Origin of the sequence: Streptomyces sp. NPDC005803, assembly GCF_040630435.1 — a bacterium.
Classification (GTDB): Bacteria; Actinomycetota; Actinomycetes; order Streptomycetales; family Streptomycetaceae; genus Streptomyces.
In genome coordinates, this window is sequence record NZ_JBEXXO010000006.1 from 229,463 (window position 1) to 252,319 (window position 22,857).

Consider the following 22,857-nt stretch of genomic DNA (forward strand, 5'->3'; position numbering starts at 1 on the left):
GGCACCCGCCAGGGCGAGACTTTCACCCGTCAGGGGGGCGAGGAAACGACACTGCCCCGGCTCGACGGATGTCGGCCGGGGCGGTGTCGTCCGCGGGGCGCCGGGGCAGGGAGCGGGTCGCGAGCCCTGCCCCGGGCGCCTGTGTCGCGTCAGGCCAGGCTTGCGACCGCCTGGTTGAACGTCGCGGAGGGGCGCATCACGGCCGCGGCCTTGGCCGGGTCGGGCTGGTAGTAGCCGCCGATGTCGGCCGGCTTGCCCTGGACGGCGATCAGCTCGTCGACGATGGTCTGCTCCTGCTCGGCCAGCGTCTTGGCGAGCGGCGCGAACGCGGCGGCGAGGTCGGCGTCGGAGGTCTGCTGCGCCAGTTCCTGGGCCCAGTACAGGGACAGGTAGAAGTGGCTGCCGCGGTTGTCGATGCCGCCGAGCCTGCGGCTGGGCGACTTGTCCTCGTTGAGGAACGTGGCCGTGGCGCGGTCCAGCGTGTCGGCGAGGACCTGGGCGCGGGCGTTGCCCGTGGTCTGCGCGAGGTGCTCGAAGCTGACCGCGAGGGCCAGGAACTCACCCAGGCTGTCCCAGCGCAGGTAGTCCTCCTTGACGAGCTGCTGGACGTGCTTGGGCGCGGAACCGCCGGCGCCCGTCTCGAAGAGGCCGCCGCCGTTCATCAGGGGCACGACGGAGAGCATCTTCGCGCTGGTGCCGAGTTCCAGGATCGGGAACAGGTCGGTGAGGTAGTCACGCAGCACGTTGCCGGTCACCGAGATCGTGTCCTCGCCGCGGCGGATGCGCTCCAGGGAGAAGGCGGTGGCCTTCTCGGGCGTCATGATCTCGATCTGCAGACCGTCGGTGTCGTGCTCGGCCAGGTAGGTCCTGACCTTCTCGATGAGCTTCGCGTCGTGCGCGCGGTCCTCGTCGAGCCAGAACACGGCCGGGTTGCCGGTCGCGCGGGCGCGGGTGACGGCGAGCTTGACCCAGTCCTGGATCGGCAGGTCCTTGGTCTGGCACATGCGGAAGATGTCACCGGCGCCGACCGCCTGCTCCAGCACGGCGTTGCCGGCGGCGTCGACGACGCGCACCGTGCCCGTGGCGGGGATCTCGAACGTCTTGTCGTGGCTGCCGTACTCCTCGGCCTTCTGCGCCATGAGGCCGACGTTGGGCACCGAGCCCATCGTGGCCGGGTCGAAGGCGCCGTGGGCACGGCAGTCGTCGATCACGACCTGGTAGACACCCGCGTAGCTGCTGTCCGGGAGGACGGCGATGGTGTCGGCCTCCTGGCCGTCCGGGCCCCACATGTGGCCGGAGGTGCGGATCATGGCCGGCATGGAGGCGTCCACGATGACGTCACTGGGGACGTGCAGGTTGGTGATGCCCTTGTCGGAGTCGACCATCGCGAGGGCGGGGCCCTCGGCGAGCTCGGCCTCGAAGGACTCCTTGATCTTCGCGCCCTCGGGCAGCGCCTCCAGGCCCTTCAGGATGCCGCCGAGGCCGTCGTTCGGGGTCAGGCCGGCCGCGGCGAGCGCGTCACCGTACGCGGCGAACGTCTTCGGGAAGAAGGCGCGGACGACGTGGCCGAAGATGATCGGGTCGGAGACCTTCATCATCGTGGCCTTGAGGTGTACGGAGAACAGGACGTCCTCAGACTTGGCCCGGGCGATCTGTGCGGTGAAGAACTCACGCAGCGCGGCGACGCGCATGACGGCGGCGTCCACGACCTCGCCGGCCAGCACGGGTACGGACTCACGCAGCACGGTGGTGGTGCCGTCGTCGCCCACCAGCTCGATGCGCAGCGAGCCGGGCTCGGTGATCACGGCGGACTTCTCGGTGGAGCGGAAGTCGTCGACGCCCATGGTTGCGACGTTCGTCTTCGAGTCGGCCGTCCAGGCGCCCATGCGGTGCGGGTGGGTCTTGGCGTAGTTCTTGACCGACGCGGGGGCGCGGCGGTCGGAGTTGCCCTCGCGCAGGACGGGGTTGACCGCGCTGCCCTTGACCTTGTCGTAGCGCGCGCGGACGTCCTTGTCCTCATCGCTCTGCGGGTCGTCCGGGTAGTCCGGAAGCGCGTAGCCCTGCTCCTGGAGCTCGGCGATCGCCGCCTTCAGCTGCGGGATCGAGGCCGAGATGTTCGGCAGCTTGATGATGTTCGCCCCGGGGGTGGTGGCCAGCGCGCCCAGCTCGGCGAGAGCGTCGTCGATGCGCTGGTTCTCCTGGAGCCGGTCGGGGAAACTGGCGATGATCCGGCCCGCCAGGGAGATGTCGCGGCTCTCCACGGTGATCCCGGCCTTCGAGGCATAGGCCTCGACCACGGGCAGGAACGAATACGTCGCCAGGGCCGGGGCCTCGTCGGTGTGTGTATAGATGATGGTCGAGTCAGTCACCCTGTGCTCCGCTCCACGTCTGCAACATTGCTTGACATCAAGATATCTCGTGATCGCCATCGTCTCGACAGGGCCCTGCCCCCTCCGGACCGGAACCGGCCGTACCGCCGCGCACCGGGCTCAGGGCCGGTGCCTGGGGGGCACCTGTTCACCCGCGGGCACCGGGCCGGGCGGGGTGCCGTCGCCGAACGGCCGGCCGCCGAGCTGCTCGCGGTGGTGCGGGGCCAGGAACCCGGAGAGGTCGGGCCCGCCGGGCACGATGCCGGTGGGATTGATGCCGGTGTGGACCCGGTAGTAGTGCTGCTTGATGTGGTGGAAGTCGACGGTGTCGCCGAATCCGGGGGTCTGGTAGAGGTCCCGGGTGTACGCCCACAGGACGGGGTCCTCGGCCAGTTTCGAGCGGTTGCACTTGAAGTGGCCGTGGTAGACGGCGTCGAAGCGCACCAGTGTGGTGAACAGGCGGATGTCGGCCTCGGTGATCGTGTCGCCGACGAGGTAGCGCCGGTCCGTGAGCCGCTGCGACACCTGGTCCAGGCGGCGGAAGAGTGCCTCGTAGGCGCTCTCGTACGTGCCCTGGCCGTCCGCGAAGCCGGCCCGGTACACGCCGTTGTTGATATCGCGGTAGATCCCCTCCATCACGTCGTCGATCTCCTCGCGCAACGGCTCGGGGTAGAGGTCGGGTGCTCCGGGGCGGTGCAGCGCGGTCCATTCGGTGGCGAGGTCCAGGGTGATCCGCTGGTAGTCGTTGGTGACGAGCCGGCCGCTGGGGACGTCGACGATCGCGGGGACGCTGACGCCGCCCGGGTAGCCGCGCTCCCTGGCGTCGTACGCCTCGCCGAGGTAGCGGATGCCGAGGACCGGGTCCCGGCCGTCCGGGTCGAGGGTGAAGCGCCAGCTGCGGTCGTCCTGCAGCGGGTCGGCGACGGCGAGCGAGAGGGCGCTCTCCAGGCCCAGCAGCCTGCGGGAGACCAGGGCGCGGCTCGCCCAGGGGCAGGCCCGGCTGACGACCAGGCGGTAGCGGCCCGCCTCGACGGGCCAGCCGTCGCGGCCGTCGGCGGTGATGCGGTCGGCGAAGTGGCTGCGGGAACGCTTGAAGGGTTTGTGTCCGTACGAAGCGTTGCCGTTCGGGTCGGTGCCGTCGGGGTCGTTCATCACGTCTCGGCTCTCCTTGCGGTTTCCGCCGGTGTGGGTTCGGACTGCGGTGTACTTCTGCCCCGCCGCGCCCCGCCCACGTCGGCCAGGGCCACGACGAGTCCGGCGACCACGAAGGCGACCGAGACGATGAGCCCGTGGTCGTAGGCGGTGGACCAGGCCGCGGAGCCCACCTGCGCGAAGAACACCGAGCCGACCGCGGCGATCCCGATCGCGGAGCCGACGCGCTGGCCGGTCTGCAGGGTGCCGCCCGCGCTTCCCGCGTTGGCCACCGGCACCTGCGACAGGGTCAGGGTCTGGTTGGGTGCGATGACGAGACCGCTGCCCAGTCCGGCCAGCAGCAGCGGGGCGGCCATCGCCCATCCCGCGCCCCGGCCGGGCACCAGGTGGACGGCGAGTGCGGTGGCTGCCAGCCCGACCGCCACGGTGGTCATGCCCACGACGACGAGGGGGCGGCCGTACCGGCCGACGAGCCTGCCTCCGGGGCCCGCGGCGACGGCGGACCCGAGGGCGAACGGGGTGATCGTCAGGCCCGCCTGCAAGGCGGTGTAGTGCTGCCCGCTCTGCAGGTAGAGCGTGGTGATGAAGAAGATCGAGGTGAATCCGGCGAAGTACAGCAGGATCAGCAGGCAGCCCAGCCAGTAGGAACGGACGCGGAACAGCGAGAGGTCGACGACCGGCTGGGTGCCACGGCGCCCGCACCGGGCCTCCCAGCCGACGAACGCGGCGAGCAGGACCACGGCGACCACCAGGAGCAGCCACTTCCCGTTGCCCGGCCACTGATGGGCCTGGACGAACGGCAGCAGCAGGGCCAGCACCCCCGCGCCCAGCAGCAGGATGCCGAGGGGGTCGAGGTCCCTGAGCCGCACCGGGCCCGCCGACGGTGTGTCCGGCAGGAGCCGTCGCGCCAGCAGGAGGCAGACGAGGCCGAGCGGCAGGTTGACGTAGAACACCCAGCGCCAGCCCTCGTCGGGCCCGGCCGCCTGGATGAGCAGCCCGCCGAGCAGCGGGCCGACGGCGGTGGAGATGCCGACCACGGTGCCGAACATCCCGAACGCCCGGCCCCTCTCCCGCCCCGAGAACATCTGCTGGATGAGGGCGGAGATCTGCGGCGAGACCAGGCCGCCGGCCAGGCCCTGGACCAGCCGCGCGATCACCAGCCAGGTGCTGGACTGGGCGGCGCCGCAAGCCGCTGACGACAAGGTGAAGAGCACCAGGCCGATCATGAAGACCTCGCGGCGCCCCCGGGCGTCGCCGAGGCGCCCGGCGGGAATCAGGAAGAGGCCGAAGGCGAGCGAGTACCCCGAGAGCACCCACTGCAGATCGGACTCCGGGGTGTGCAGCCCTTCGCGGATGGACGGCAGGGCCACATTGACGATGGACACGTCCAGCAGGGTCATGAAGCCGGCGACCAGACAGACGGCGAGCGCCCGCCACCGCCGGGGGTCGGGGGCGTCCGGTGCGGCGGCCGATCCCGTATCCCGCCCCGCAGAACCCCGGTGCCCCGCGCTCTCTGCCATGGCTCGCACACTAGGGCGCACGCACCGATTCCTCATCCCGGCAGGGCCACCCGGACCATTGCCCGGGCCCTCCTCTCGCATTCGCCGGAAATTCTGCTGAGTACCTTGCATATGCGAGCTTATCGACTCTAGAGTGCGGCATATGCAGTCCTACACCATCGGGCAGGCCGCCCGTCTGCTGGGGGTCAGCCCGGACACCGCACGGCGGTGGGCGGACGCCGGCCGCGTCGCCACCCACCGCGAGGAGGGCGGACGCCGTCTCATCGACGGCCGCGACCTGGCCGCGTTCTCCGTCGAGATCGCCCAGGGCGGCGCCGGCGAGGAGGAGGTCTCCTACACCTCCGCACGCAACGCCTTTCCGGGCATCGTCACCGCGGTCAAGCTCGGGGACGTGGCGGCACAGGTGGAGATCCAGGCCGGTCCGCACCGGCTCGTGTCCCTGCTGACCCGGGAGGCCGTCGAGGAGCTCGGGCTGGAGGTCGGCATGACGGCGACGGCCCGCGTGAAGTCGACCAGCGTGCACATCGACCGCACCTGACCCGTCCTGCCGTCCGGCCCGGCCGCCCGCCGGCCTACGTGCGACACGGGCGGCGACCCTCCGCCGAAGCCTCAGGGATCCACGATGAAACGCCTCCGCGGCCGCCCAGCGGGCCCCCGCACACCCGTCGCCCTGGCGATCCCCGCGCTGCTCGCCATCGCCTTCCTGATGATGCCGCTGATCGGAATCCTCGCCCGCACCTCATGGGGCGACGTGGGCGCCCACCTCGGCAGTCCGGGCACGACCGAGGCGTTGCGGCTCTCCCTCATCGTCTCGTTCTGGTCGCTCGGCCTCTCCCTCGTCCTCGGCGTCCCCCTGGCCTGGCTGCTGGCCAGGGCCGACTTCCCCGGCAAGGCCTTCGTCCGCTCGCTCGTGCTCCTGCCCATGGTGCTGCCCCCGACCGTGGGCGGGGTCGCCCTCCTGCTGGCCTTCGGCCGACGCGGCCTCCTCGGGCCGTGGCTGGAGGACACCTTCGGCATCACCTTCCCGTTCCACACGTCCGGCACGGTCCTGGCTGCCACCTTCGTGGCGATGCCGTTCCTGATCATCAGCCTCGAAGGGGCGCTGGGGGGCCTGCACTCCCGGTACGAGGAGACGGCCGCCTCCCTCGGGGCCTCGCCGTCGCGGGTGTTCCTCACGGTCACCCTGCCCATGGTCGCGCCGGGGCTGGCCGCCGGCGCCGCCCTGACCTGGGCCCGCGCACTCGGCGAGTTCGGTGCGACCATCACCTTCGCGGGCAACCTCCCCGGGACCACCCAGACCCTGCCGCTCCAGGTGTATCTGCTCCTGCAGGAGTCCCCCGAGGCCGCCACCTCGGTCTCGCTGCTGCTGCTCGCCATCGCGATGGCGGTGCTGATCGCGCTGCGCGGCCGGTGGACGGGGGCCCCGGCCCGCCGCACCCGCCCCCGCGAGCCCGCCGCCGAGGAACCCCCGACGGCCACCGCGCCCGCGGCACCCGCCAGGACGGCGGTACGGGAGGACTGGCCGCTGCACGCCGAGGTCACCGGGTTCAACCGGCTGACGCTCGCCGCCGCACCCGGCACCACCATCGCCGTCGTCGGGCCCAACGGCGCGGGCAAGACCACACTGCTGCGGGCGCTGCTCGGCCTCACCCCGCGTTCCCGCGCCCGGCTGCGCCTCGGGGACACCGACGTCAGCGACCTGCCCCCGCACCGCCGCGGGGTCGCCTGGGTGCCGCAGGACGGTGCGCTGTTCCCGCACCTCTCGGCGCTCGGCAACACGGCGTACGGGCTCCGCGCCCGGGGGGTGCCGCGCCGCGAGGCCCGCCGCAGCGCCCAGGAGTGGCTCGACCGCCTCGGCGTCGGCCACCTCGCCGCCCGCCGCCCCGCCCAGGTCTCCGGCGGCCAGGCGCAGCGCGTCGCCCTGGCCCGGGCCCTCGCCGCCCGGCCCCGGCTCCTGCTCCTGGACGAACCGCTCGCCGCACTCGACCAGACCACCCGCGCCCAGGTACGGCATACCCTGCGCACCCACCTCGACGGCTTCGGGGGCGTCTGCCTGATCGTCACCCACGACCCCGTGGAGGCGGTCTCGCTCGCCGACCGTGTCCTCGTCCTCGACGACGGCCGCACCCTGCAGGACGGGCCACCGGCCGAGGTGACCCGTCACCCCCGCTCCCCGTGGGTCGCCCGGCTGCTGGGGCGCAACGCCTGGCCGGGCACGGCCACGGCGGAGGGGCTCGCCCTGTCCGGCGGGGGCCGGCTCGTCGTGGCGGAACCGCTGCCCGCCGGCACCCCGGCGCTCGCGGTGATCGCACCGGAGGCCGTCTCCGTCCACCGCGAGAAGCCGGGCGGCAGCCCCCGTAACGTCTGGCCCGGGACGGTCCGGGAGATCACCTCCAGCGGCAGCCGGCTGCGGGTGCTGGTCACATCGGACGAGGCCCCGGACCTCGTCGCGGAGATCACCCCGCAGGCCGCCGCCGAACTCGGTCTCGCCGACGGGGTCGCGGTGTGGACGGGCGTCAAGGCCACGGAGACGACCGTCGTTCCGCTGTGAGGCGCGCGGCGGGGGTCCCGGAGGGTCCGCGCTCACCGGGGCACGGAGCCGCGTCGGCAGGCACGCGGTCAGGCCGGCACCGGTCCCGTGGAGTCCCGGACCACCAGGTGGGTGGCCAGCTCCACATGCAGCGTGTCCACCGGCTGTCCGTCCAGCAGCCGCATCAGGAGGGACACCGCCATCCGCCCCATCTCCTGGACGGGCTGACGGACCGTCGTCAGCCGGGGCACGGTGCTGCGGCCCAGGTCGGTGTCATCGAATCCGGTGATCGACAGGTCCCCCGGCACCCGCAGTCCGCGTTCGTAGGCCGCGCGCAGCGCCCCGACCGCCGCCTTGTCGTTGAACGCGACCAGTGCGGTCGGGCGTTCGGGCAGATCGAGCAGTTCGCGCGCCGCCACGTACCCCCAGTCGGCCGTCGGCTCGATGCTGCGCAGCAGCCCCGGGTCGTGCAGGACGCCGACGTCGGCCAGGGCCGAGCGGTGGCCCGCGAGGCGTGCCTGGCAGGCCAGCCATTCGGCCGGGCCGCCGATGACTCCGATCCGCCGGTGCCCGAGACCGGCCAGGTGCGCCGTCACCGCCCTGGCGCCGGCCAGATGTGCGGCGGAGACGGAGGCGATGTCGCCGCTCAGCGGCGTCCGGGGGTCCACCACCACGAAGGGCAGGCCCTGCCCGCGCAGCGCCTCCAGCTCCGTGCCCGGCTCGGGCGGCAGGATCAGCAGGGCGCCGCCCACCGCCGGGTCGGCCGCGAGCCCGGGCAGCACGGAGCGCTCCCGGGCGGCGTCGCCGGCGCTGAGCACCAGCCGTCTGCCGTGCACGTCGAGGGCCTCGGCGATCGAGGAGACGATCACTCCGAAATAGTCGGTGAGTACATAGGGGCACCGCACGAAGACGGCGCCCTCCGCGCTGCCGCGCCGCGTGGGAGGCGCGGCCCCGAGCCGTTCCGCGGCCGCGCGGACGCGCTCCCGTGTACCCGGTGCCACGCGGGCGTGCCCGCTCATCACGCGCGACACGGTCGCGATCGACACGTCCGCCTCTGCCGCGATCATCCGCACGGTCACCTGAGAACCCACCGGCCTAGCCACGCGTTACAGCATTCCGTTTCATGCCGCGAACCCTATCGCGCCGCCCGCATATGCGCTGCGGAGCCTTGACATCCGCCCAGAGCGGGGCTTTCCTGTGAGGCGCCGCGTTTCCTCCGTGTTTCATTCTGTTTCATGAGGGGTGGATTCCGGCGCCGTCGCCAGCGAAACGTCAGCGAGGAGAACCACCATGAGACGCGCCATCGGCGCGTCGGCCGTCACGGCCGCCGCACTCTGCCTGACCTGTCTGCCGGCCACGGCTTCGCCGGCCCACACCCCCTCGCCGCACACCGCCGCGCAGGCGCAGGTGTGGGTGACCTCCGCCGACGGCGCCGAGCACATGCGACGGCGCACGCCGGTCGCCTTCCGTTCCGGGGGGTCCGACCGGACCACGATCACGGTCGATCCGACCCAGAGCTACCAGCGGATGGACGGCTTCGGCGGAGCACTCACCGACTCCTCGGCCGCGGTGCTGAGCAAGCTGCCGGCCAAGGACAGGGACGCCGCCATGCGGCAGCTCTTCGACCCGGAGCAGGGCATCGGCGTGAGCTTCCTTCGCCAGCCGGTCGGCTCCTCGGACTTCACCGCCTCGCCCGAGCACTACACGTACGACGACATGCCCGCCGGGCAGACCGACTTCGCGCTGGAACACTTCAGCGTCGCTCATGACGAGCAGCAGGTCCTGCCGCTGCTCCGGCAGGCGCGGAAGCTCAACCCCCGGCTGACCGTGATGGCCACGCCGTGGAGCCCGCCGGCGTGGATGAAGGACAACGGTTCGCTGGTGGGAGGCCACATGAAGGACGACCCGGCCGTCTACCGGGCGTATGCGCGCTACCTGGTGAAGTTCGTTCAGGCCTACGCGGCGGCGGGCGTGCTCGTCGACTACCTGACCGTCCAGAACGAGCCGCAGAACCGCGCACCCGGCGCCTATCCCGGCACCGACATGCCCGTGCGGCAGGAGGCGCGCGTCATCGAGGCGCTCGGCCCGCTCCTGCACCGGGCCAGCCCGCGCACCAAGATCCTCGCGTACGACCACAACTGGAGCACCCACCCGGACGACATCGCCACGGCCGAACGGCTCGGTGAGGACCCGGAGACCGACTACCCGTACCAGCTGCTGGACGATCCCGCCGCCCGGTGGATCGCAGGCACCGCCTACCACTGCTACTCCGGGGACCCCAGCGCGCAGACCGCACTGCATGACGCACATCCGGACAAGGGCATCTGGTTCACCGAGTGCTCCGGCTCGCACGGCGCCGCCGACACCCCCGCCCAGTTCTTCCGCTCCACGCTCACCTGGCACGCCCGCACGATCACCGTGGGCACCACGCGCAACTGGGCCAGGTCCGTCGCCGACTGGAATCTCGTGCTGGAGGCCGACGGCGGTCCGCACAACGGCGGCTGCGACACCTGCACCGCGCTGCTCACCGTGCAGCCCGACGGCACCGTGACGCCCAACGCGGAGCTGTTCACCATCGGCCACCTGTCGAAGTTCGTGCGGCCCGGGGCGACCCGTATCGCCAGTACCAGCTACGGCACCACCGGCTGGAACGGACAGCTGACCGATGTCGCCTTCCGCAATCCGGACGGCTCCACCGCGCTGGTCGTCCACAACGAGAACGACGCCCCGCGCTCCTTCACCGTGGCCGTCGGCGACCGGTCGTTCGACTACACCCTGCCGGGCGGCGCGCTGGCGACGTTCACCTGGCCGAAGTCGGTGACGCCCCGCGGCCTGCTGCGCGCCGTGCCGCTGGACCGCGCCACCGCCACGGCTCAGCCCGCCGGTGAGGGCGCGGCCCGGCTCGCCACCGACGCCGACGGCTCCACCCGCTGGAGCGCCGGCACGGCTCAGGCCCCCGGGCAGTACGTACAGCTCGACCTCGCCCGGCGCACCACGTTCCGCCGGGTGGCGATCGACAGCGGGGACAACCTCGGCGACTACGCGCGCGGCTGGCAGCTGTCGGTCAGCGACGACGGCACGCACTGGCGCACCGTGGGCAGCGGTACGGGCACCGGCCAGCTCACGACCGTCGACCTGCCGCGCACCAGCGCCCGCTACCTGCGCGTGACGCAGACGGGCGCCGCCGGCAGCTGGTGGAGCCTCGCGGACGTGCGCCTGTACCGCTGACCCTCAGGCTCCGCAGCAGCCACCGGCCGGGGCCGCCGCCACGGGGCCGGCCGGGGCGATCTGCAACGGCGTCGTGGCGGGAGCGGCGCAGCAGCCCCCGTCGTCGCCCTGGCGGGCGGCGGGGTCCTCGAAGAGTCCGGCGCCGCCGCAGACGCCGGTTTCGGGAAGGGTGAGTTCGACGCGGTCGGCGGCTTCGGTGTCACCGGCCAGGGCGGCGGCGACGGAACGGACCTGCTCGTAACCGGTCATGGCGAGGAAGGTCGGGGCGCGGCCGTAGGACTTCATGCCGACGAGGTAGAGGCCCTGTTCGGGGTGGGACAGTTCGCGGTGGCCGTGGGGGTAGACGGTGCCGCAGGAGTGCTGGTTCGGGTCGATGAGCGGGGCGAGCTCCACGGGCGCCTGCAGGCGTTCGTCGAGGGCGAGGCGGAGCTCGGACAGGAAGGACAGGTCGGGGCGCAGGCCCGTCAGGACGATGACTTCGTCCACCGGTTCGAGGCGCCGGCCGTCCTCCCCGGCCAGGACCAGGCGGCCGTCTTCGGCGGGCTCGACGGTCTCGGTGCGGAAGCCGGTGACGGCGTCGGCGTATCCGTTGTCGACGGCCGCCTTGGCGGCCAGGCCGAGCGCGCCTCGGGCGGGGAGCTGGTCGGCGGAGCCGCCGCCGAAGGTGGAGCCGCTGATGCCGCGGCGCAGGATCCACACGGAGTGGGTGCCCGGCTCGTCCTTCGCGACGTCGGCGAGGGTGGCCAGGGCGGTGAACGCGGAGGCTCCGGAGCCGATGACCGCGGTGCGCCTGCCCGCGTACCGGGCGCGGACCGCGGGGTCCTTGAGGTCCGGGACGCGGTAGGAGATCCGGGCGGAGGCGGCGTGTTCGCCCAGGGCGGGCAGGCCGTCGGCGCCGATCGGGCCGGGGGTGGACCAGGTGCCGGACGCGTCGATCACGGCACGGCCCAGGATCCGCTCCTCCCCGCCGTCGGCGCGCGTGAGGCGCAGGGTGAACGGCTGCTGCTCCCGGTCCGCGTCGACGATCCGGTCGCGGCCCAGGCGGGAGACGCCGGTGACGGTGGCGCCGTAGCGAACCCTGTCCCCCAGGGCATCGGCGAGCGGCTGCAGGTACTGGTCGGCCCAGTCCTGGCCCGTCGGGTAGGTGTCCGCGTCGGGCCTGACCCAGCCGGTCGGCGCCAGGAGCTTCTCGGCGGCCGGGTCGGTCAGTTCGCTCCAGGTCGAGAACAGCCGGACGTGCGCCCAGCCGCGCACGGCGGTGGCGGCCGCGGGGCCGGCTTCCAGAACCAGGGGCTCGATGCCGCGCTCGACCAGGTGGGCGGCGGCCGCCAGCCCGGCGGGGCCGGCACCGATGACGACGACCGGAAGGTCTGCAGTGGTGGTCATGGCGGTGATGTCCTCCGGGATCGGCGACCGTTCCCGGCCGCTGTTTCGATTGCTGTCTATGTTCAAAGCTTGGCACTTGGCATCGATGAGTGTCAACATAGACGCATGTCGAATTCAGAGATGGTGGAGCTGCCGGTCCTGGACGCGGGTGCGGGGGTGCCGTGCTGTCCGCCGATCACCGCCGGGGAGCTCTCGCAGGACGACGCGGAGAGGATGGCCGTGATGTTCAAGGCGCTGTCCGACCCGGTGCGGCTGCGGCTGTTCTCCAAGGTCGCCTCACATGCGGGCGGCGAGGCGTGCGTGTGCGACATCTCCGACGTCGGCGTATCGCAGCCGACCGTGTCCCACCATCTGAAGAAGCTGCGCGAGGCCGGACTGCTGACCTCGCAGCGGCGTGGGACCTGGGTCTACTACCGGGTCGCCCCGTCCGTCGTGGCGGCCATGTCCGCCATGCTCGACCTGCGCACCTGAGGCGGTGCCGGACGCCCCGCCCGCGGTGGCGGGGCGTCCGGCGCCGTGTCAGCCCCTCCGCTCCGCGGTGGTGGTCGACGCGAACCTTCCCCTCCAGGCCAGCGCGACGTACACGAGCCCGATCAGCACCGGGACCTCGATCAGCGGGCCGACGACCCCCGACAGGGCCTGCCCGGAGGTGACGCCGAAGGTGGCGACGGCGACGGCGATGGCCAGCTCGAAGTTGTTCCCCGCCGCGGTGAACGCCAGAGTCGCCGTGCGGTCGTAGGCCAGCCCGATGGCCTTGCCGAGCGCGAACGCACCGAAGAACATGAGCGCGAAGTACACGAGCAGCGGCAGCGCGATCCGGACCACGTCCAGCGGCTGCGAGGTGATGGTTCTCCCCTGGAGCGCGAACAGGACGACGATCGTGAAGAGCAGCCCGTACAGGGCCCACGGCCCGATCTTCGGCAGGAACCGCGCCTCGTACGGCTCGCGGCCCATCCTCTTCTCTCCGATGCGGCGGGTGAGGAAGCCGGCGAGCAGCGGGACGCCCAGGAAGACGACGACGTTGAGGGCGATGTGCCAGACGGGCACGTCGAGGCCCTGTCCGTCGCCGAGGCCCAGCCACCTCGGCAGCAGGTCGAGGTAGAACCAGCCCAGCACACCGAACGCGAGCACCTGGAACACGGAGTTCAGCGCGACCAGGACGGCCGCGGCCTCACGGTCACCGCAGGCGAGGTCGTTCCAGATGATGACCATCGCGATGCAGCGGGCGAGGCCGACGACGATCAGGCCGGTGCGGTACTCGGGCAGGTCGGGAAGGAAGAGCCACGCGAGGGCGAACATCACCGCGGGCCCGATGACCCAGTTGATGACCAGCGAGGACACCATCAGCTTCCGGTCGCCGGTGACGGCGTCGAGGCGGTCGTAGCGGACCTTGGCCAGGACCGGGTACATCATGACCAGCAGGCCCAGCGCGATCGGCAGGGAGATCCCGCCGATCTCGATCTTCGCCAGGGCGTCGTTCATTCCCGGGATCAGCCGCCCCAGCCCCAGGCCGACGGCCATGGCGAGCAGGATCCACACGGCTAGGTAGCGGTCGAGAACGGAGAGCTTGCGGACGACGGACGCGTCCGCGCCGGGCCGGGCGGGAGGGGCGGCGGGCTCGGTGGAGGTCACGGGCACGCCCTCTTGTTCCCGGTCGCGGCACGCGCGGACTCGGCCAGCGCCGCAAACTGTCCGGACAGGCCGGCAAGGACCTCGGGGCGCAGCTTGTAATAGGTGAAGCGGCCGCACGGCTCGGTCTCCACCACGCCCGCCTCCCGCAGGACCTTCATGTGGTTGGAGAGGTTGGTCTGCTTCGCGCCGGTCTCCTCGACCAGGTGCGTCGTACAGAGCGTCTCGCGCGCCAGCAGGGTCACGATCCGGAGGCGGAGCGGATCGCCCAGCACCCGCATCAGATCAGCATCGACTGAAGTCAGCATGCGCTGATACTGTCACACCACCACTCACCGGTACCCGCCGGCATCGATCCGCCGACGGCTGGGCCGTCCCGCGACGAGGGAGCACGATCACCATGGCCGAGCCCGGCGACAAGCCGTCCGTCCTGTTCGTCTGCGTGCACAACGCCGGCCGCTCGCAGATGGCCGCGGCCTGGCTGGCCCATCTGGCCGGGGACCGTGTCGAGGTGCGCTCCGCCGGTTCCGCCCCGGGCGCCCGCGTCAACCCCGCCGCCGTCGAGGCGATGGCGGAGGCCGGGATCGACATCTCCGCCGAGACCCCGAAGGTCCTCACGGCCGAGGCGATCCAGGAGTCGGACGTCTGCGTCACCATGGGCTGCGGCGACACCTGCCCCGTCTTCCCCGGCAAGCGCTACCTGGACTGGGAACTGGACGACCCGGCCGGCCTGGGAGTCGAGGCGGTCCGCGCCGTCCGCGACGAGATCAGGGTGCTCGTCGAGGGCCTGATCGAGGAGCTCGTCCCGGACGCGACGGCCTGACGGCCCGGCCGTCAGGCCGCGCCCTTCTTGGCCGCCGCAAGGATCTTCACCACGGTGTGGAAGAAGCGCGTCGTCGCGTCGTGGCCGAGGACCTTCTCCTGGAACCCCTTCGCGGCGGGCGCCTTGCCCTTGATCAGGTACCAGACGACGAACGCGTCGTACCCGGCGCTGCCGATGATCTCCATGTCCTTCTTCGGCGAGAGCATCGGCAGGGGAAGGTCCGGATCGATCCGCTCGGTCGTGAACACCACGCAGCAGCGCAGGTCGTCGGTGACGGTGACGTCCTTGAACGGGTCGAGGGCGATCAGCGCCTCCAGCTCCGGCACCGTGCGCAGGCAGACCGCGACCTCGTAGCCGAGGGCCTGGGCGAGCCGGTCACGGATGCGGGCGCCGAGCACGGCCCGGTCCCTCTCGTCGGACTCGAAGAAGACGTTTCCGCTCTGGATGTAGCTGCGCACGGAGCCGAAGCCCATGTCCGTGAACAGACCGCGCAGATGCTCCATCTTCACCGAGCGGCCCGGCACGTTCAGCCCGCGCAGGAACGCGATGTACAGCAAATCAGATCACCTGTCCGAGAGGGGATGTCCGCAGGAGGGGAGGCACGGCCGGCGCCCGACAGCGTAGCCCGCACACCGTTCGGCCGGGGAGCGGCAGGCCGGGTCACGCCGTATCCCCCGCGGGCCGCTCGGGCGACGACCGTGCGATCCCGGTCATCGTGCCGGCCAGGGCGACGCACAGCACGGCGATACCGGTGACACCGAAGACGGCGGTGACCCCGAAGCCGGCCGCGGCCGCCGTGGCGGCGGCCGCGCCGAGCGGGCCGAGGGCCGAGTGGAGGGTCCAGAACGTGGACGTGACCCTCCCCAGCAGCCGGCTCGGGGTCACCTCCTGACGCAGCGACATGGAGGAGATGCCGGCGACCCCGGTGCACAGGACGTTGACCGTCATCAGGACGGCGATCACCGGCACGCTCCGCGACCAGCCCAGACAGGCGACGGCCACCCCGGCGAGGGCGAAGGCCGTGATCCAGCTCGCCCCGAACCCCATCCGCGCGCGGACCCGGGCGACCACGGCCGAGGCGATGAACGTGCCGACCGTGCCGGCCGCCAGCACATAGCCGACCGTGGTGTCGCGGTGGCCGAGATCGTGCTTCAGCAGATAGATGACGAGGTCCGTCATCCCGTAGGTGAGGAAGGTCAGCACGGACAGGAGCACGGTCAGGGGACGGAGCACCGGATGCGCCCACAGAAACCGTGCGCCCGCCAGGAACTCCCGCCGCACCGCGCCCCGTCCGGCCCTGTCCGCGTCGACGCGCGGTGTGGTGCGGATCCTGACGAACAGCACGCCGACGGCGGAGACCGCGAAGGTCACGGCATCGATGCCGATGGCGGCGGCCGGGCCGGCTGCCGCGGCCACGAAGCCCGCGAGTGCCGGGCCGGCGACCCCGGCGACGGCGAAGGTGGCGAAGAGGTGCCCGTTGGCTCGCGCGATCTGGTCCGGGGCCACGAGGGCCGGGACCACGGTCACATAAGTGACCTGGAAGAGCATGGAGAAGACGCCGACGACCGGCACGATGACGTAGATCAGCCAGATCGGCGTCGCGAAGAGCCAGACCACCGGGATGACCGCGTAGAGCAGACAGCGGGCCCCGTCGCTGATCATCAGGAGCCGCCGGCGGTCGAACCGGTCCGCGATCACACCGGCGAACACCCCTGTCACGATCGAGGCGACGCCCGTGAGACCGGTGACGACACCCATCTGGACCACCGATCCCGTGCTGTGCAGGACCAGCAGCGGGATCGCCACGTACGAGAAGGAGTCCCCGAGGGCGGACAGGGCCTGGATCACCAGGAACGCGCGATAGGCGGGATTGCGCCGGAGCAAGGGGGAAACCGGTTCCGCCGCTCCCGCCGTCGTCTCCCCCTCCAACGGTTCACCCCTGCCCACCGCGTGCCCTCCTCGATCCGGCCCCGCCCCGACGGTATGCGCCGGGGCTCCGGAGGGCTCGTCATTTTCCGGACCGGCGGCGACATCGCACCAAGCAGACCCGTGCGGTTCTTCGCACGGGACCTCCGGCGTCCTACGGTGGTGGTTCACCGTCGACAGCCTTGCTGGGAGATTCCGTTGCGCATGCTGATCAACGTCCCCGAAACCGTGGTCGCCGACGGGCTGCGCGGCATGGCCGCCGCCCATCCGGAACTGACCGTGGACATCGAGAACCGTGTCGTCGTGCGACGCGACGCGCCCGTGGCCGGAAAGGTCGCCCTGGTCTCCGGCGGCGGGTCCGGCCACGAACCGCTCCACGCCGGGTTCGTCGGCCCCGGCATGCTGTCGGCCGCGTGCCCGGGCGAGGTGTTCACCTCGCCGGTGCCGGATCAGATGGTGCGGGCCGCCGCCGCCGTCGACGGCGGCGCGGGCGTGCTGTTCGTCGTCAAGAACTACACCGGTGACGTCCTCAACTTCGAGATGGCCGCCGAACTCGCCGACGAGGAGGGCGTGCAGGTCGCGCAGGTGCTCGTCAACGACGACGTGGCGGTGACCGACAGCCTCTACACGGCGGGCCGCCGGGGCACGGGAGCGACCCTGTTCGTCGAGAAGATCGCCGGGGCGGCGGCTGAGGAGGGGGCGCCGCTGGACCGGGTGGCGGCCCTCGCGCGGCAGGTCAACGAGGCGTCCAGGAGTTTCGGCGTGGCGCTGACCTCGGTCACCACGCCCGCCAAGGGCTCCCCCACGTTCGATCTGCCCCCCGGCGAACTCGAACTCGGGGTGGGGATCCACGGCGAACCGGGGCGGGAGCGGCGCCCGATGATGACCTCCCGCGAGATCGCCGACTTCGCCGTGGACGCGGTGCTGGAGGAACTGCGGCCGAGGGGCCCGGTCCTCGCACTCGTCAACGGGATGGGCGCCACACCGCTGCTGGAGCTGTACGGATTCAACGCCGAGGTGCAGCGGGTGCTGTCCGAGCGCGGCGTGGTGGTGGCCCGTACCCTCGTGGGGAACTATGTGACCTCGCTCGACATGGCGGGTTGTTCGGTGACGCTCTGCCAGGTGGACGAGGAGCTGGTACGGCTCTGGGACGCGCCGGTGCAGACACCCGCACTGCGCTGGGGCCGCTGACCCCGTCCGCCCCGGGCGGGCCCGCCGTTTCATTCGACGCACCGAGGAGAGCATGTGCTCGACGCCGATTTCTTCCACCGCTGGATGACCACGACCGCCGCCTTCGTCGACCGTGAGGCGGCGCGTCTGACCGAGCTCGACTCCGCGATCGGGGACGCGGACCACGGCAGCAATCTGCAGCGCGGTTTCACCGCGGTCTCGGCCGCACTGGACAAGGAGCCGCCACAGACGCCGGGGGCGGTACTGATGCTGTCCGGTCGGCAGTTGATCTCGACCGTCGGCGGGGCGTCGGGGCCGCTGTACGGGACGCTGCTGCGGCGCACGGGGAAGGCGCTGGGTGACGCGCCCGCCGTCACCGAGGAGCAACTGGCCCAGGCCCTCGGGGAGGGTGTGGCGGCGGTCGCCCAGCTGGGCGGGGCGCAGGCCGGCGACAAGACGATGCTCGATGCGCTGCTGCCGGCGGTCGACGCCCTCGGGACGTCGTTCGAGGCGGGCCGGGACGCGGCCGAAGCGGGCGCGCTGGCGACCGTTCCCCTTCAGGCGCGCAAGGGCCGGGCGAGTTACCTGGGAGAGCGGAGCATCGGCCATCAGGACCCGGGGGCCACGTCGGCCGCGCTGCTCGTCGCCGCGCTCGCGGAGACCGCCGGCGCGGCGGGAGGCGGCGCGTGAGCGCGGACAAGCAGGTCGGGATCGTGCTGGTGTCGCACAGCGGTCCGGTTGCCGAGGCGGTCGCCGAACTGGCGCGGGGGCTCGCCGCCGGCGGGGCGACGGCGCCGGTGGCCGCGGCCGGCGGTACGCCCGCGGGCGGGCTCGGGACCAGCGCGGAGCTCATCGCGGAGGCGGCCCGGTCCGTGGACCGTGGTGCGGGCGTCGCGGTCCTCGTCGACCTGGGGAGCGCCGTCCTCACGGTGAAGGCGATGCTGGCCGAGGGTGACGAGTTCCCGGACGGGACACGCCTGGTCGACGCGCCCTTCCTGGAGGGAGCGGTGGCCGCGGTGGTCACGGCGTCGGCCGGCGGCGGGCTCGACGCGGTGGCGGCCGCGGCGTCGGAGGCGTACGACTACCGCAAGGTGTAGGCGGCCTGTCGTCCGCACGGCCGCGCGCGCGGCGCCCACACTTGACGGTATGGCACCTCACACAGCCGCCAGGCGCAGCGCCGGTCTCCTCCTCTTCCGCACCACCGGCGGAGCCGGCTTCGAAGTCCTCATCGGACACATGGGCGGTCCCTTCTGGGCGCGCCGGGAGAGCGCGGCGTGGTCGGTGCCCAAGGGCGAGTACGGGCCCGGGGAGGAAGCGGCAGCGGCGGCCCGGCGCGAGTTCGAGGAGGAATTCGGCCACCCGGTCCCGGACGGCGCGTGGGTGGCGCTGGGCGAGTCGCGGCAGGCCGGCGGGAAGACCGTGACGGTGTGGGCCGTGGAGGCCGACGTCGATCCGGCGGCGGCGGTCCCGGGGACGTTCACCATGGAATGGCCTCCGGGGTCCGGTGTGCGGCGGGAGTTCCCGGAGATCGACCGGTTCGAATGGTGCGGGCCGGAGGTCGCCGCCGAGCGGTTCGTCAAGGGACAGCGGGTGTTCGTGGACCGGCTGCGTGACCGTCTGACGGGCGGGCGGGAAGGCGCCCCGCACGCCGACGGGGCCTGAGTCCGCAGGAGCGGCGGCCGGGCCCCGTGGCGCGGAGCGGTGCTCAGGTGCGGGTCACGGGCCTGCCCGCGTGGAGCTCCAGCCGGTCGCCGGTGAAGCGGCCGCGGAAGCTGCGGTCGTGCGTGACGACCACGACGGCTCCCTCGTACGCCGCCAGCGCCGCCTCCAGTTCCTCGACCAGGGCCAGGGCGATGTGGTTGGTCGGTTCGTCCAGCACCAGCAGATCGGCGGGCCGGGTGACCAGGCGGGCCAGCGCGAGCCTCCGTTGCTGTCCGGCGGAGAGCGCGTCGACCGGGACGGAGAGGTCGTCCGGGCGGAAGAGGCCGAGAGCGAGGAGCATGTCGGCGTACTCGTCGGCATGGCCGGGCCGGCCGGCCGCGAACGTGGCCAACAGGGTGCGGCGGGTCGGCCGGGCAGGAAGTTCCTGCGGCAGGTAGCCGATCCGGGCCCGGTGGCGCACCGTGCCCGTGTCCGGGGCGAGATCGCCCGCCAGCACCCTCAGGAGGGTGGACTTGCCCGCCCCGTTGGGCCCGGTCACCAGCAGGCGCTGCCCGCGGTGCACACGCAGCGCCGGTACGCTCAGCCGGTCGCCCACGGACACGGACGCGAGTTCCACCAGCGGCCCCGGGTGCCCGTCGCCGTCGGAGGCCAGGGCCAGTCCGGCGGAGAACCGCAACGGCTGGGGCGGAGCCGGTACGGTCGCCCTGCGCAGTTCTTCCCACCGCGTTCGCGCCGCCCTGACCTGACCGGACAGCTTCGCTTCGTGCGAGCGGCGGTGCTTGCCCCAGCCCTCTCCCGGGTCCTTCCCGGTGGCGGCGAGCCGCTGCCCCGCGGCGCTCACGAGCTCTTCGGTACGGGCCAGTTCGTCCCGCCACTCCTGGTGGTCCTGCGCCCAGCGGCGGCGTGCCGCGGCCTTCGCCGTGCGGTAGCCGTCCCAGCCGTCCCCGTACCGGACGACGCTGCGCAGATCCCGGTCGACCTCGACGATGACGGTGGTGGTCCGTTCCAGGAACGCGCGGTCGTGGGTGATCACGACGAGGGTGCCGCGGTGGGCACGCAGGTGGTCCTCCAGCCAGGTCACGGACCGCAGGTCGAGGTGGTTGGTCGGCTCGTCGAGGAGCAGCAGTTCGGGGCCGGATGCCAGGACGCAGGCGAGGGCGAGCCGGGACTGTTCGCCCCCGGAGAGGGTGCCGAGCGTGCGCTCGCGGGTGAGGTGGGCGAGTCCGAGGCCGTGCAACGCGGCGTCGACCCGGACGTCGGCCTGGTATCCGCCGCGCTCCTCGTACTCCGTCAGCAGGTCTCCGTACGCGGCGAGTTGAGCGTCGTCCACCCCTCCGGGCGCGGCGAGCTCCGCTTCGGCGGCGTGGATCCGGCGCTCCAGCGCCCGCAGTTCGGCGAGGGCGGCGTCGACGGCGTCCTGGACGGTGCGGGCGGGGCCGAGGGCGAGTGTCTGGGAGAGGTGGCCTGTGCCCCCGTGGAAGCGGACGGTGATCTCACCGCTGTCCGGCGCCTCGGTGCCGGCGATCAGCCGCAGGAGGGTGGACTTTCCGGAGCCGTTCTCGCCGATGACGCCGACGTGGTCGCCGGGCCGGACGGTGAGCGACACCTGGTCGAGCACGGCGCGGTCTCCGTATGCCTTGGAGACGTCCTTCATGGTCAGCTGGGCGCGGTCGTGCGCAAGGGGCATGGTGGCTTTCCCTGGGGGTACGTGCCTCGGCGGCCCGTGACAGGGCGCGGCAGGCGGGGCTTCCGGACGGTCCGAGGGGAGGGCGGCACGCGGCGCGGCCTGAGCGTCGGTCGGCGACGGCTCGGCGTGGGGCGGCGGCGTCCCTGCCCGGAGTCAGCGGAAGAAGTAGTACGCGTACGAACCCATGGGGTGAGTGTAGCCGGGCCGCCGCGCGAGCCCGGCGGGTTTTCGCGGGGCCCGACCGGGTGCTACGGGTTCTCGCCCTGAGCGATCTCGATGCTGCTGTGCAGGTCGTACGTGGCGTCGAGCGCGGCGGCGCCCGATACGGCCAGGCAGATCAGCAGGGTCGCGGCGGCGGCGCGGCCGACGCGCGGGCGGGCGGCCGGTCTGCCGAGCAGAGCGGCGACGCGGCGCGGGACGGGTCCCGCCGACGCCGCGAGCGCCACGGCCGGGCGGGGCGCGGGCGGCTCCCCGGCGGCCCGGGCGGCGAGTGCCGCGCGCCCGATCGCACGGGCGGCGATCCGGCGGTCTCCCACGGCGTGCGCGGCGGCCTCGTCGGCGCAGCGCTCCAGGGCGTACCCCAGGGGGGCGCGCAGGGCGCGCAGCGCGGGATGGCAGCGCGCGGACAGTTCGGCGGCGGCGAGGTACAGGTGGTGGCGGCCGGTGAGGTGGGCGCGTTCGTGGGCGAGGAGCGCCTCCCTCTCGACGGGTTCGAGCGCCTGCAGCATGCCGGTGGTGACGACGATCCGGCCGGGGCTGCCGGGCCGGCCGGGCAGCGCGTAGGCGTCCGGGCGGCTGTCCCTCAGGACGGCCAGCTCTCCCCGGTCGGCCCGGCCGGGGCGGCCGTCCCGGTGGAGCTGGGCCCAGTGACCGCGCACCGCACGTGCCACGGCGGCGGCGCAGCCGGCGATCAGCAGGGCGGCGGCGGCCGCGAGCGGGACCGCCGTGGCCGGCGCGGCGGCGACGAGGGGATGGACGAATGCTCCCGCGGCGGCGACGGCGGGCAGCCTGCCCGCGCCGGGCACCACCAGCAGCGTCAGGGCGAGCACGGTGCACGAGGCCAGGCCCGCACCGGTCACGGCCAGGAGCCGCGCGGCGCGCGCGGGGGCCAGGGCGTCGGCCAGCCTGCGAGCGGCGGGAACCACGACGAACGGCACCACCAGCGGGATCCAGACGGCGTAGATCACCGGGCGTCGCCGTCGAGGAGATCCCGCAGCAGTCGCTCGTCCTCGTCCGTGAGCTGCGAGACGAACCGGGCCAGCACCGTGCTGCGGTCCTCCTCCTTGCGCAGTTCGCTGTGCATCCTGCGGGCGGTCAGTCCGGCCGCGTCCTCGGTGGGCGTGTACGCGAAACCGCGCCCCGCCCTGCTCCGGGTGACCGAGCCCTTCTCGTAGAGGCGGGAGAGGATCGTGGTGACGGTGGTGCGGGCGAGTTCCGTTCCGAGCGCACCCTGGACCTGGCCGGGGGTGAGCGGGGTTCCGGCCGCCCAGAGGGCTGCCAGGATCGTCGACTCGAGTTCGCCGGAGGGGCGTCGCTCGACGGCGGCGCGGTCCGCGGGCGGGCCGGACACGGACCCGGCCGGGACAACGTTCCCGGGCGCGGCCGGTGGCCTGTGTTCCGGAGCCGGCGCGCCGGACGGGCGGGCGGCGGGTTCTCCGCCCGATATCCCGTTCACCTGCGACATGGGAACTCTCCTCCCGGCTCGGGCGTCTACAGTGATGTAGACCGTCTACATCACTGTAGTCAGTCCGGGCGTCCCCCGCTCGGCCGCCCGC

At 72.8% G+C, this 22,857-nt stretch carries 21 protein-coding genes; 9 read left to right on the forward strand and 12 right to left on the reverse strand.

The window, feature by feature from the left end; genetic code table 11:
* Positions 1–149 precede the first annotated feature (149 nt).
* The 3 genes from ABZ454_RS11605 to ABZ454_RS11615 all read right to left on the reverse strand — a co-directional run bounded on the left by ABZ454_RS11605 (position 150) and on the right by ABZ454_RS11615 (position 5,041).
* Positions 150–2,369, reverse strand: a complete 2,220-nt coding sequence (locus tag ABZ454_RS11605) for an NADP-dependent isocitrate dehydrogenase (protein WP_356322097.1) — start codon at positions 2,367–2,369, stop codon at positions 150–152.
* Between the two features lie 120 nt (positions 2,370–2,489).
* Complete coding sequence (locus ABZ454_RS11610) at positions 2,490–3,521, reverse strand: glutathione S-transferase C-terminal domain-containing protein (protein WP_356322096.1); 1,032 nt, start codon at positions 3,519–3,521, stop codon at positions 2,490–2,492.
* Complete coding sequence (locus tag ABZ454_RS11615) at positions 3,521–5,041, reverse strand: MFS transporter (protein ID WP_359537402.1); 1,521 nt, start codon at positions 5,039–5,041, stop codon at positions 3,521–3,523. The genes ABZ454_RS11610 and ABZ454_RS11615 overlap by 1 nt, the downstream gene beginning before the upstream one ends.
* Positions 5,042–5,183: 142 nt before the next feature.
* Here ABZ454_RS11615 and ABZ454_RS11620 point away from each other — a divergent pair, with 142 nt between their 5' ends.
* The gene (locus tag ABZ454_RS11620) at positions 5,184–5,579 is read left to right on the forward strand and encodes a helix-turn-helix transcriptional regulator (RefSeq protein WP_359537403.1); all 396 of its coding nucleotides are present in this window, start codon (positions 5,184–5,186) and stop codon (positions 5,577–5,579) included.
* Positions 5,580–5,663: 84 nt separating this feature from the next.
* Entirely contained in the window at positions 5,664–7,592 is a 1,929-nt protein-coding gene (locus tag ABZ454_RS11625; RefSeq protein WP_356321890.1) for an ABC transporter permease, read from the forward strand.
* Positions 7,593–7,660: 68 nt separating this feature from the next.
* On the opposite strand, the gene ABZ454_RS11630 is transcribed toward ABZ454_RS11625, so the two are convergent.
* Positions 7,661–8,638, reverse strand: coding sequence for a LacI family DNA-binding transcriptional regulator (locus tag ABZ454_RS11630; RefSeq protein ID WP_356321891.1), 978 nt, complete (start codon positions 8,636–8,638; stop codon positions 7,661–7,663).
* A gap of 223 nt (positions 8,639–8,861) precedes the next feature.
* On the opposite strand from ABZ454_RS11630, the gene ABZ454_RS11635 reads away from it, so the two are divergent.
* Entirely contained in the window at positions 8,862–10,799 is a 1,938-nt protein-coding gene (locus tag ABZ454_RS11635) for a discoidin domain-containing protein (protein WP_359537405.1), read from the forward strand.
* A 3-nt stretch (positions 10,800–10,802) separates the two neighbouring features.
* On the opposite strand, the gene ABZ454_RS11640 is transcribed toward ABZ454_RS11635, so the two are convergent.
* Positions 10,803–12,185 (reverse strand): NAD(P)-binding domain-containing protein, encoded by a 1,383-nt coding sequence (locus ABZ454_RS11640; RefSeq protein ID WP_356321894.1) that lies wholly within the window; start codon positions 12,183–12,185, stop codon positions 10,803–10,805.
* Positions 12,186–12,290: 105 nt separating this feature from the next.
* On the opposite strand from ABZ454_RS11640, the gene ABZ454_RS11645 reads away from it, so the two are divergent.
* Positions 12,291–12,656 (forward strand): metalloregulator ArsR/SmtB family transcription factor, encoded by a 366-nt coding sequence (locus ABZ454_RS11645; protein ID WP_356321895.1) that lies wholly within the window; start codon positions 12,291–12,293, stop codon positions 12,654–12,656.
* Positions 12,657–12,704: 48 nt separating this feature from the next.
* Here ABZ454_RS11645 and arsB read toward each other — a convergent pair whose 3' ends face one another.
* Positions 12,705–13,817, reverse strand: coding sequence for an ACR3 family arsenite efflux transporter (gene arsB, locus ABZ454_RS11650; RefSeq protein ID WP_356321896.1), 1,113 nt, complete (start codon positions 13,815–13,817; stop codon positions 12,705–12,707).
* A complete protein-coding gene (locus ABZ454_RS11655; protein WP_356321897.1) occupies positions 13,814–14,122 on the reverse strand; it encodes a metalloregulator ArsR/SmtB family transcription factor in 309 nt (102 codons plus the stop codon). Before ABZ454_RS11655 ends, arsB begins: the two co-directional genes overlap by 4 nt.
* 92 nt (positions 14,123–14,214) lie before the next feature.
* Here ABZ454_RS11655 and ABZ454_RS11660 point away from each other — a divergent pair, with 92 nt between their 5' ends.
* The gene (locus tag ABZ454_RS11660) at positions 14,215–14,637 is read left to right on the forward strand and encodes an arsenate reductase ArsC (RefSeq protein WP_359537409.1); all 423 of its coding nucleotides are present in this window, start codon (positions 14,215–14,217) and stop codon (positions 14,635–14,637) included.
* A gap of 11 nt (positions 14,638–14,648) precedes the next feature.
* Here the strand turns inward: ABZ454_RS11660 and ABZ454_RS11665 are convergent, their stop codons facing one another.
* Positions 14,649–15,194 carry a DUF1697 domain-containing protein gene (locus tag ABZ454_RS11665; protein ID WP_356321899.1) on the reverse strand — a complete coding sequence of 182 codons (546 nt, stop codon included), beginning with the start codon at positions 15,192–15,194 and terminating at the stop codon, positions 14,649–14,651.
* Positions 15,195–15,297: 103 nt separating this feature from the next.
* Complete coding sequence (locus tag ABZ454_RS11670; RefSeq protein WP_359537411.1) at positions 15,298–16,584, reverse strand: MFS transporter; 1,287 nt, start codon at positions 16,582–16,584, stop codon at positions 15,298–15,300.
* 177 nt (positions 16,585–16,761) lie between these two features.
* Here ABZ454_RS11670 and dhaK point away from each other — a divergent pair, with 177 nt between their 5' ends.
* The 4 genes from dhaK to ABZ454_RS11690 are packed head-to-tail and all read left to right on the forward strand — an operon-like array spanning position 16,762 to position 19,395.
* Complete coding sequence (gene dhaK / locus ABZ454_RS11675; protein WP_356321901.1) at positions 16,762–17,754, forward strand: dihydroxyacetone kinase subunit DhaK; 993 nt, start codon at positions 16,762–16,764, stop codon at positions 17,752–17,754.
* A 54-nt stretch (positions 17,755–17,808) separates the two neighbouring features.
* Positions 17,809–18,423 (forward strand): dihydroxyacetone kinase subunit DhaL, encoded by a 615-nt coding sequence (gene dhaL, locus ABZ454_RS11680; protein WP_356321902.1) that lies wholly within the window; start codon positions 17,809–17,811, stop codon positions 18,421–18,423.
* Positions 18,420–18,830: a PTS fructose transporter subunit IIA gene (locus tag ABZ454_RS11685; RefSeq protein WP_356321903.1), complete on the forward strand. Its 411-nt coding sequence runs from the start codon at positions 18,420–18,422 to the stop codon at positions 18,828–18,830. Before dhaL ends, ABZ454_RS11685 begins: the two co-directional genes overlap by 4 nt.
* A gap of 49 nt (positions 18,831–18,879) precedes the next feature.
* A complete protein-coding gene (locus tag ABZ454_RS11690; protein ID WP_359537414.1) occupies positions 18,880–19,395 on the forward strand; it encodes an NUDIX domain-containing protein in 516 nt (171 codons plus the stop codon).
* A 43-nt stretch (positions 19,396–19,438) separates the two neighbouring features.
* Here ABZ454_RS11690 and abc-f read toward each other — a convergent pair whose 3' ends face one another.
* The 3 genes from abc-f to ABZ454_RS11705 form a co-directional block, all read right to left on the reverse strand.
* On the reverse strand, positions 19,439–21,082 hold the full coding sequence (abc-f, locus tag ABZ454_RS11695; RefSeq protein ID WP_359537415.1) for a ribosomal protection-like ABC-F family protein: 1,644 nt from the start codon (positions 21,080–21,082) through the stop codon (positions 19,439–19,441).
* Positions 21,083–21,330: 248 nt separating this feature from the next.
* The gene (locus ABZ454_RS11700; protein ID WP_359537417.1) at positions 21,331–22,269 is read right to left on the reverse strand and encodes a M56 family metallopeptidase; all 939 of its coding nucleotides are present in this window, start codon (positions 22,267–22,269) and stop codon (positions 21,331–21,333) included.
* Positions 22,266–22,652: a BlaI/MecI/CopY family transcriptional regulator gene (locus ABZ454_RS11705; RefSeq protein ID WP_359537489.1), complete on the reverse strand. Its 387-nt coding sequence runs from the start codon at positions 22,650–22,652 to the stop codon at positions 22,266–22,268. Before ABZ454_RS11705 ends, ABZ454_RS11700 begins: the two co-directional genes overlap by 4 nt.
* Between the last annotated feature and the right edge of the window lie 205 nt (positions 22,653–22,857).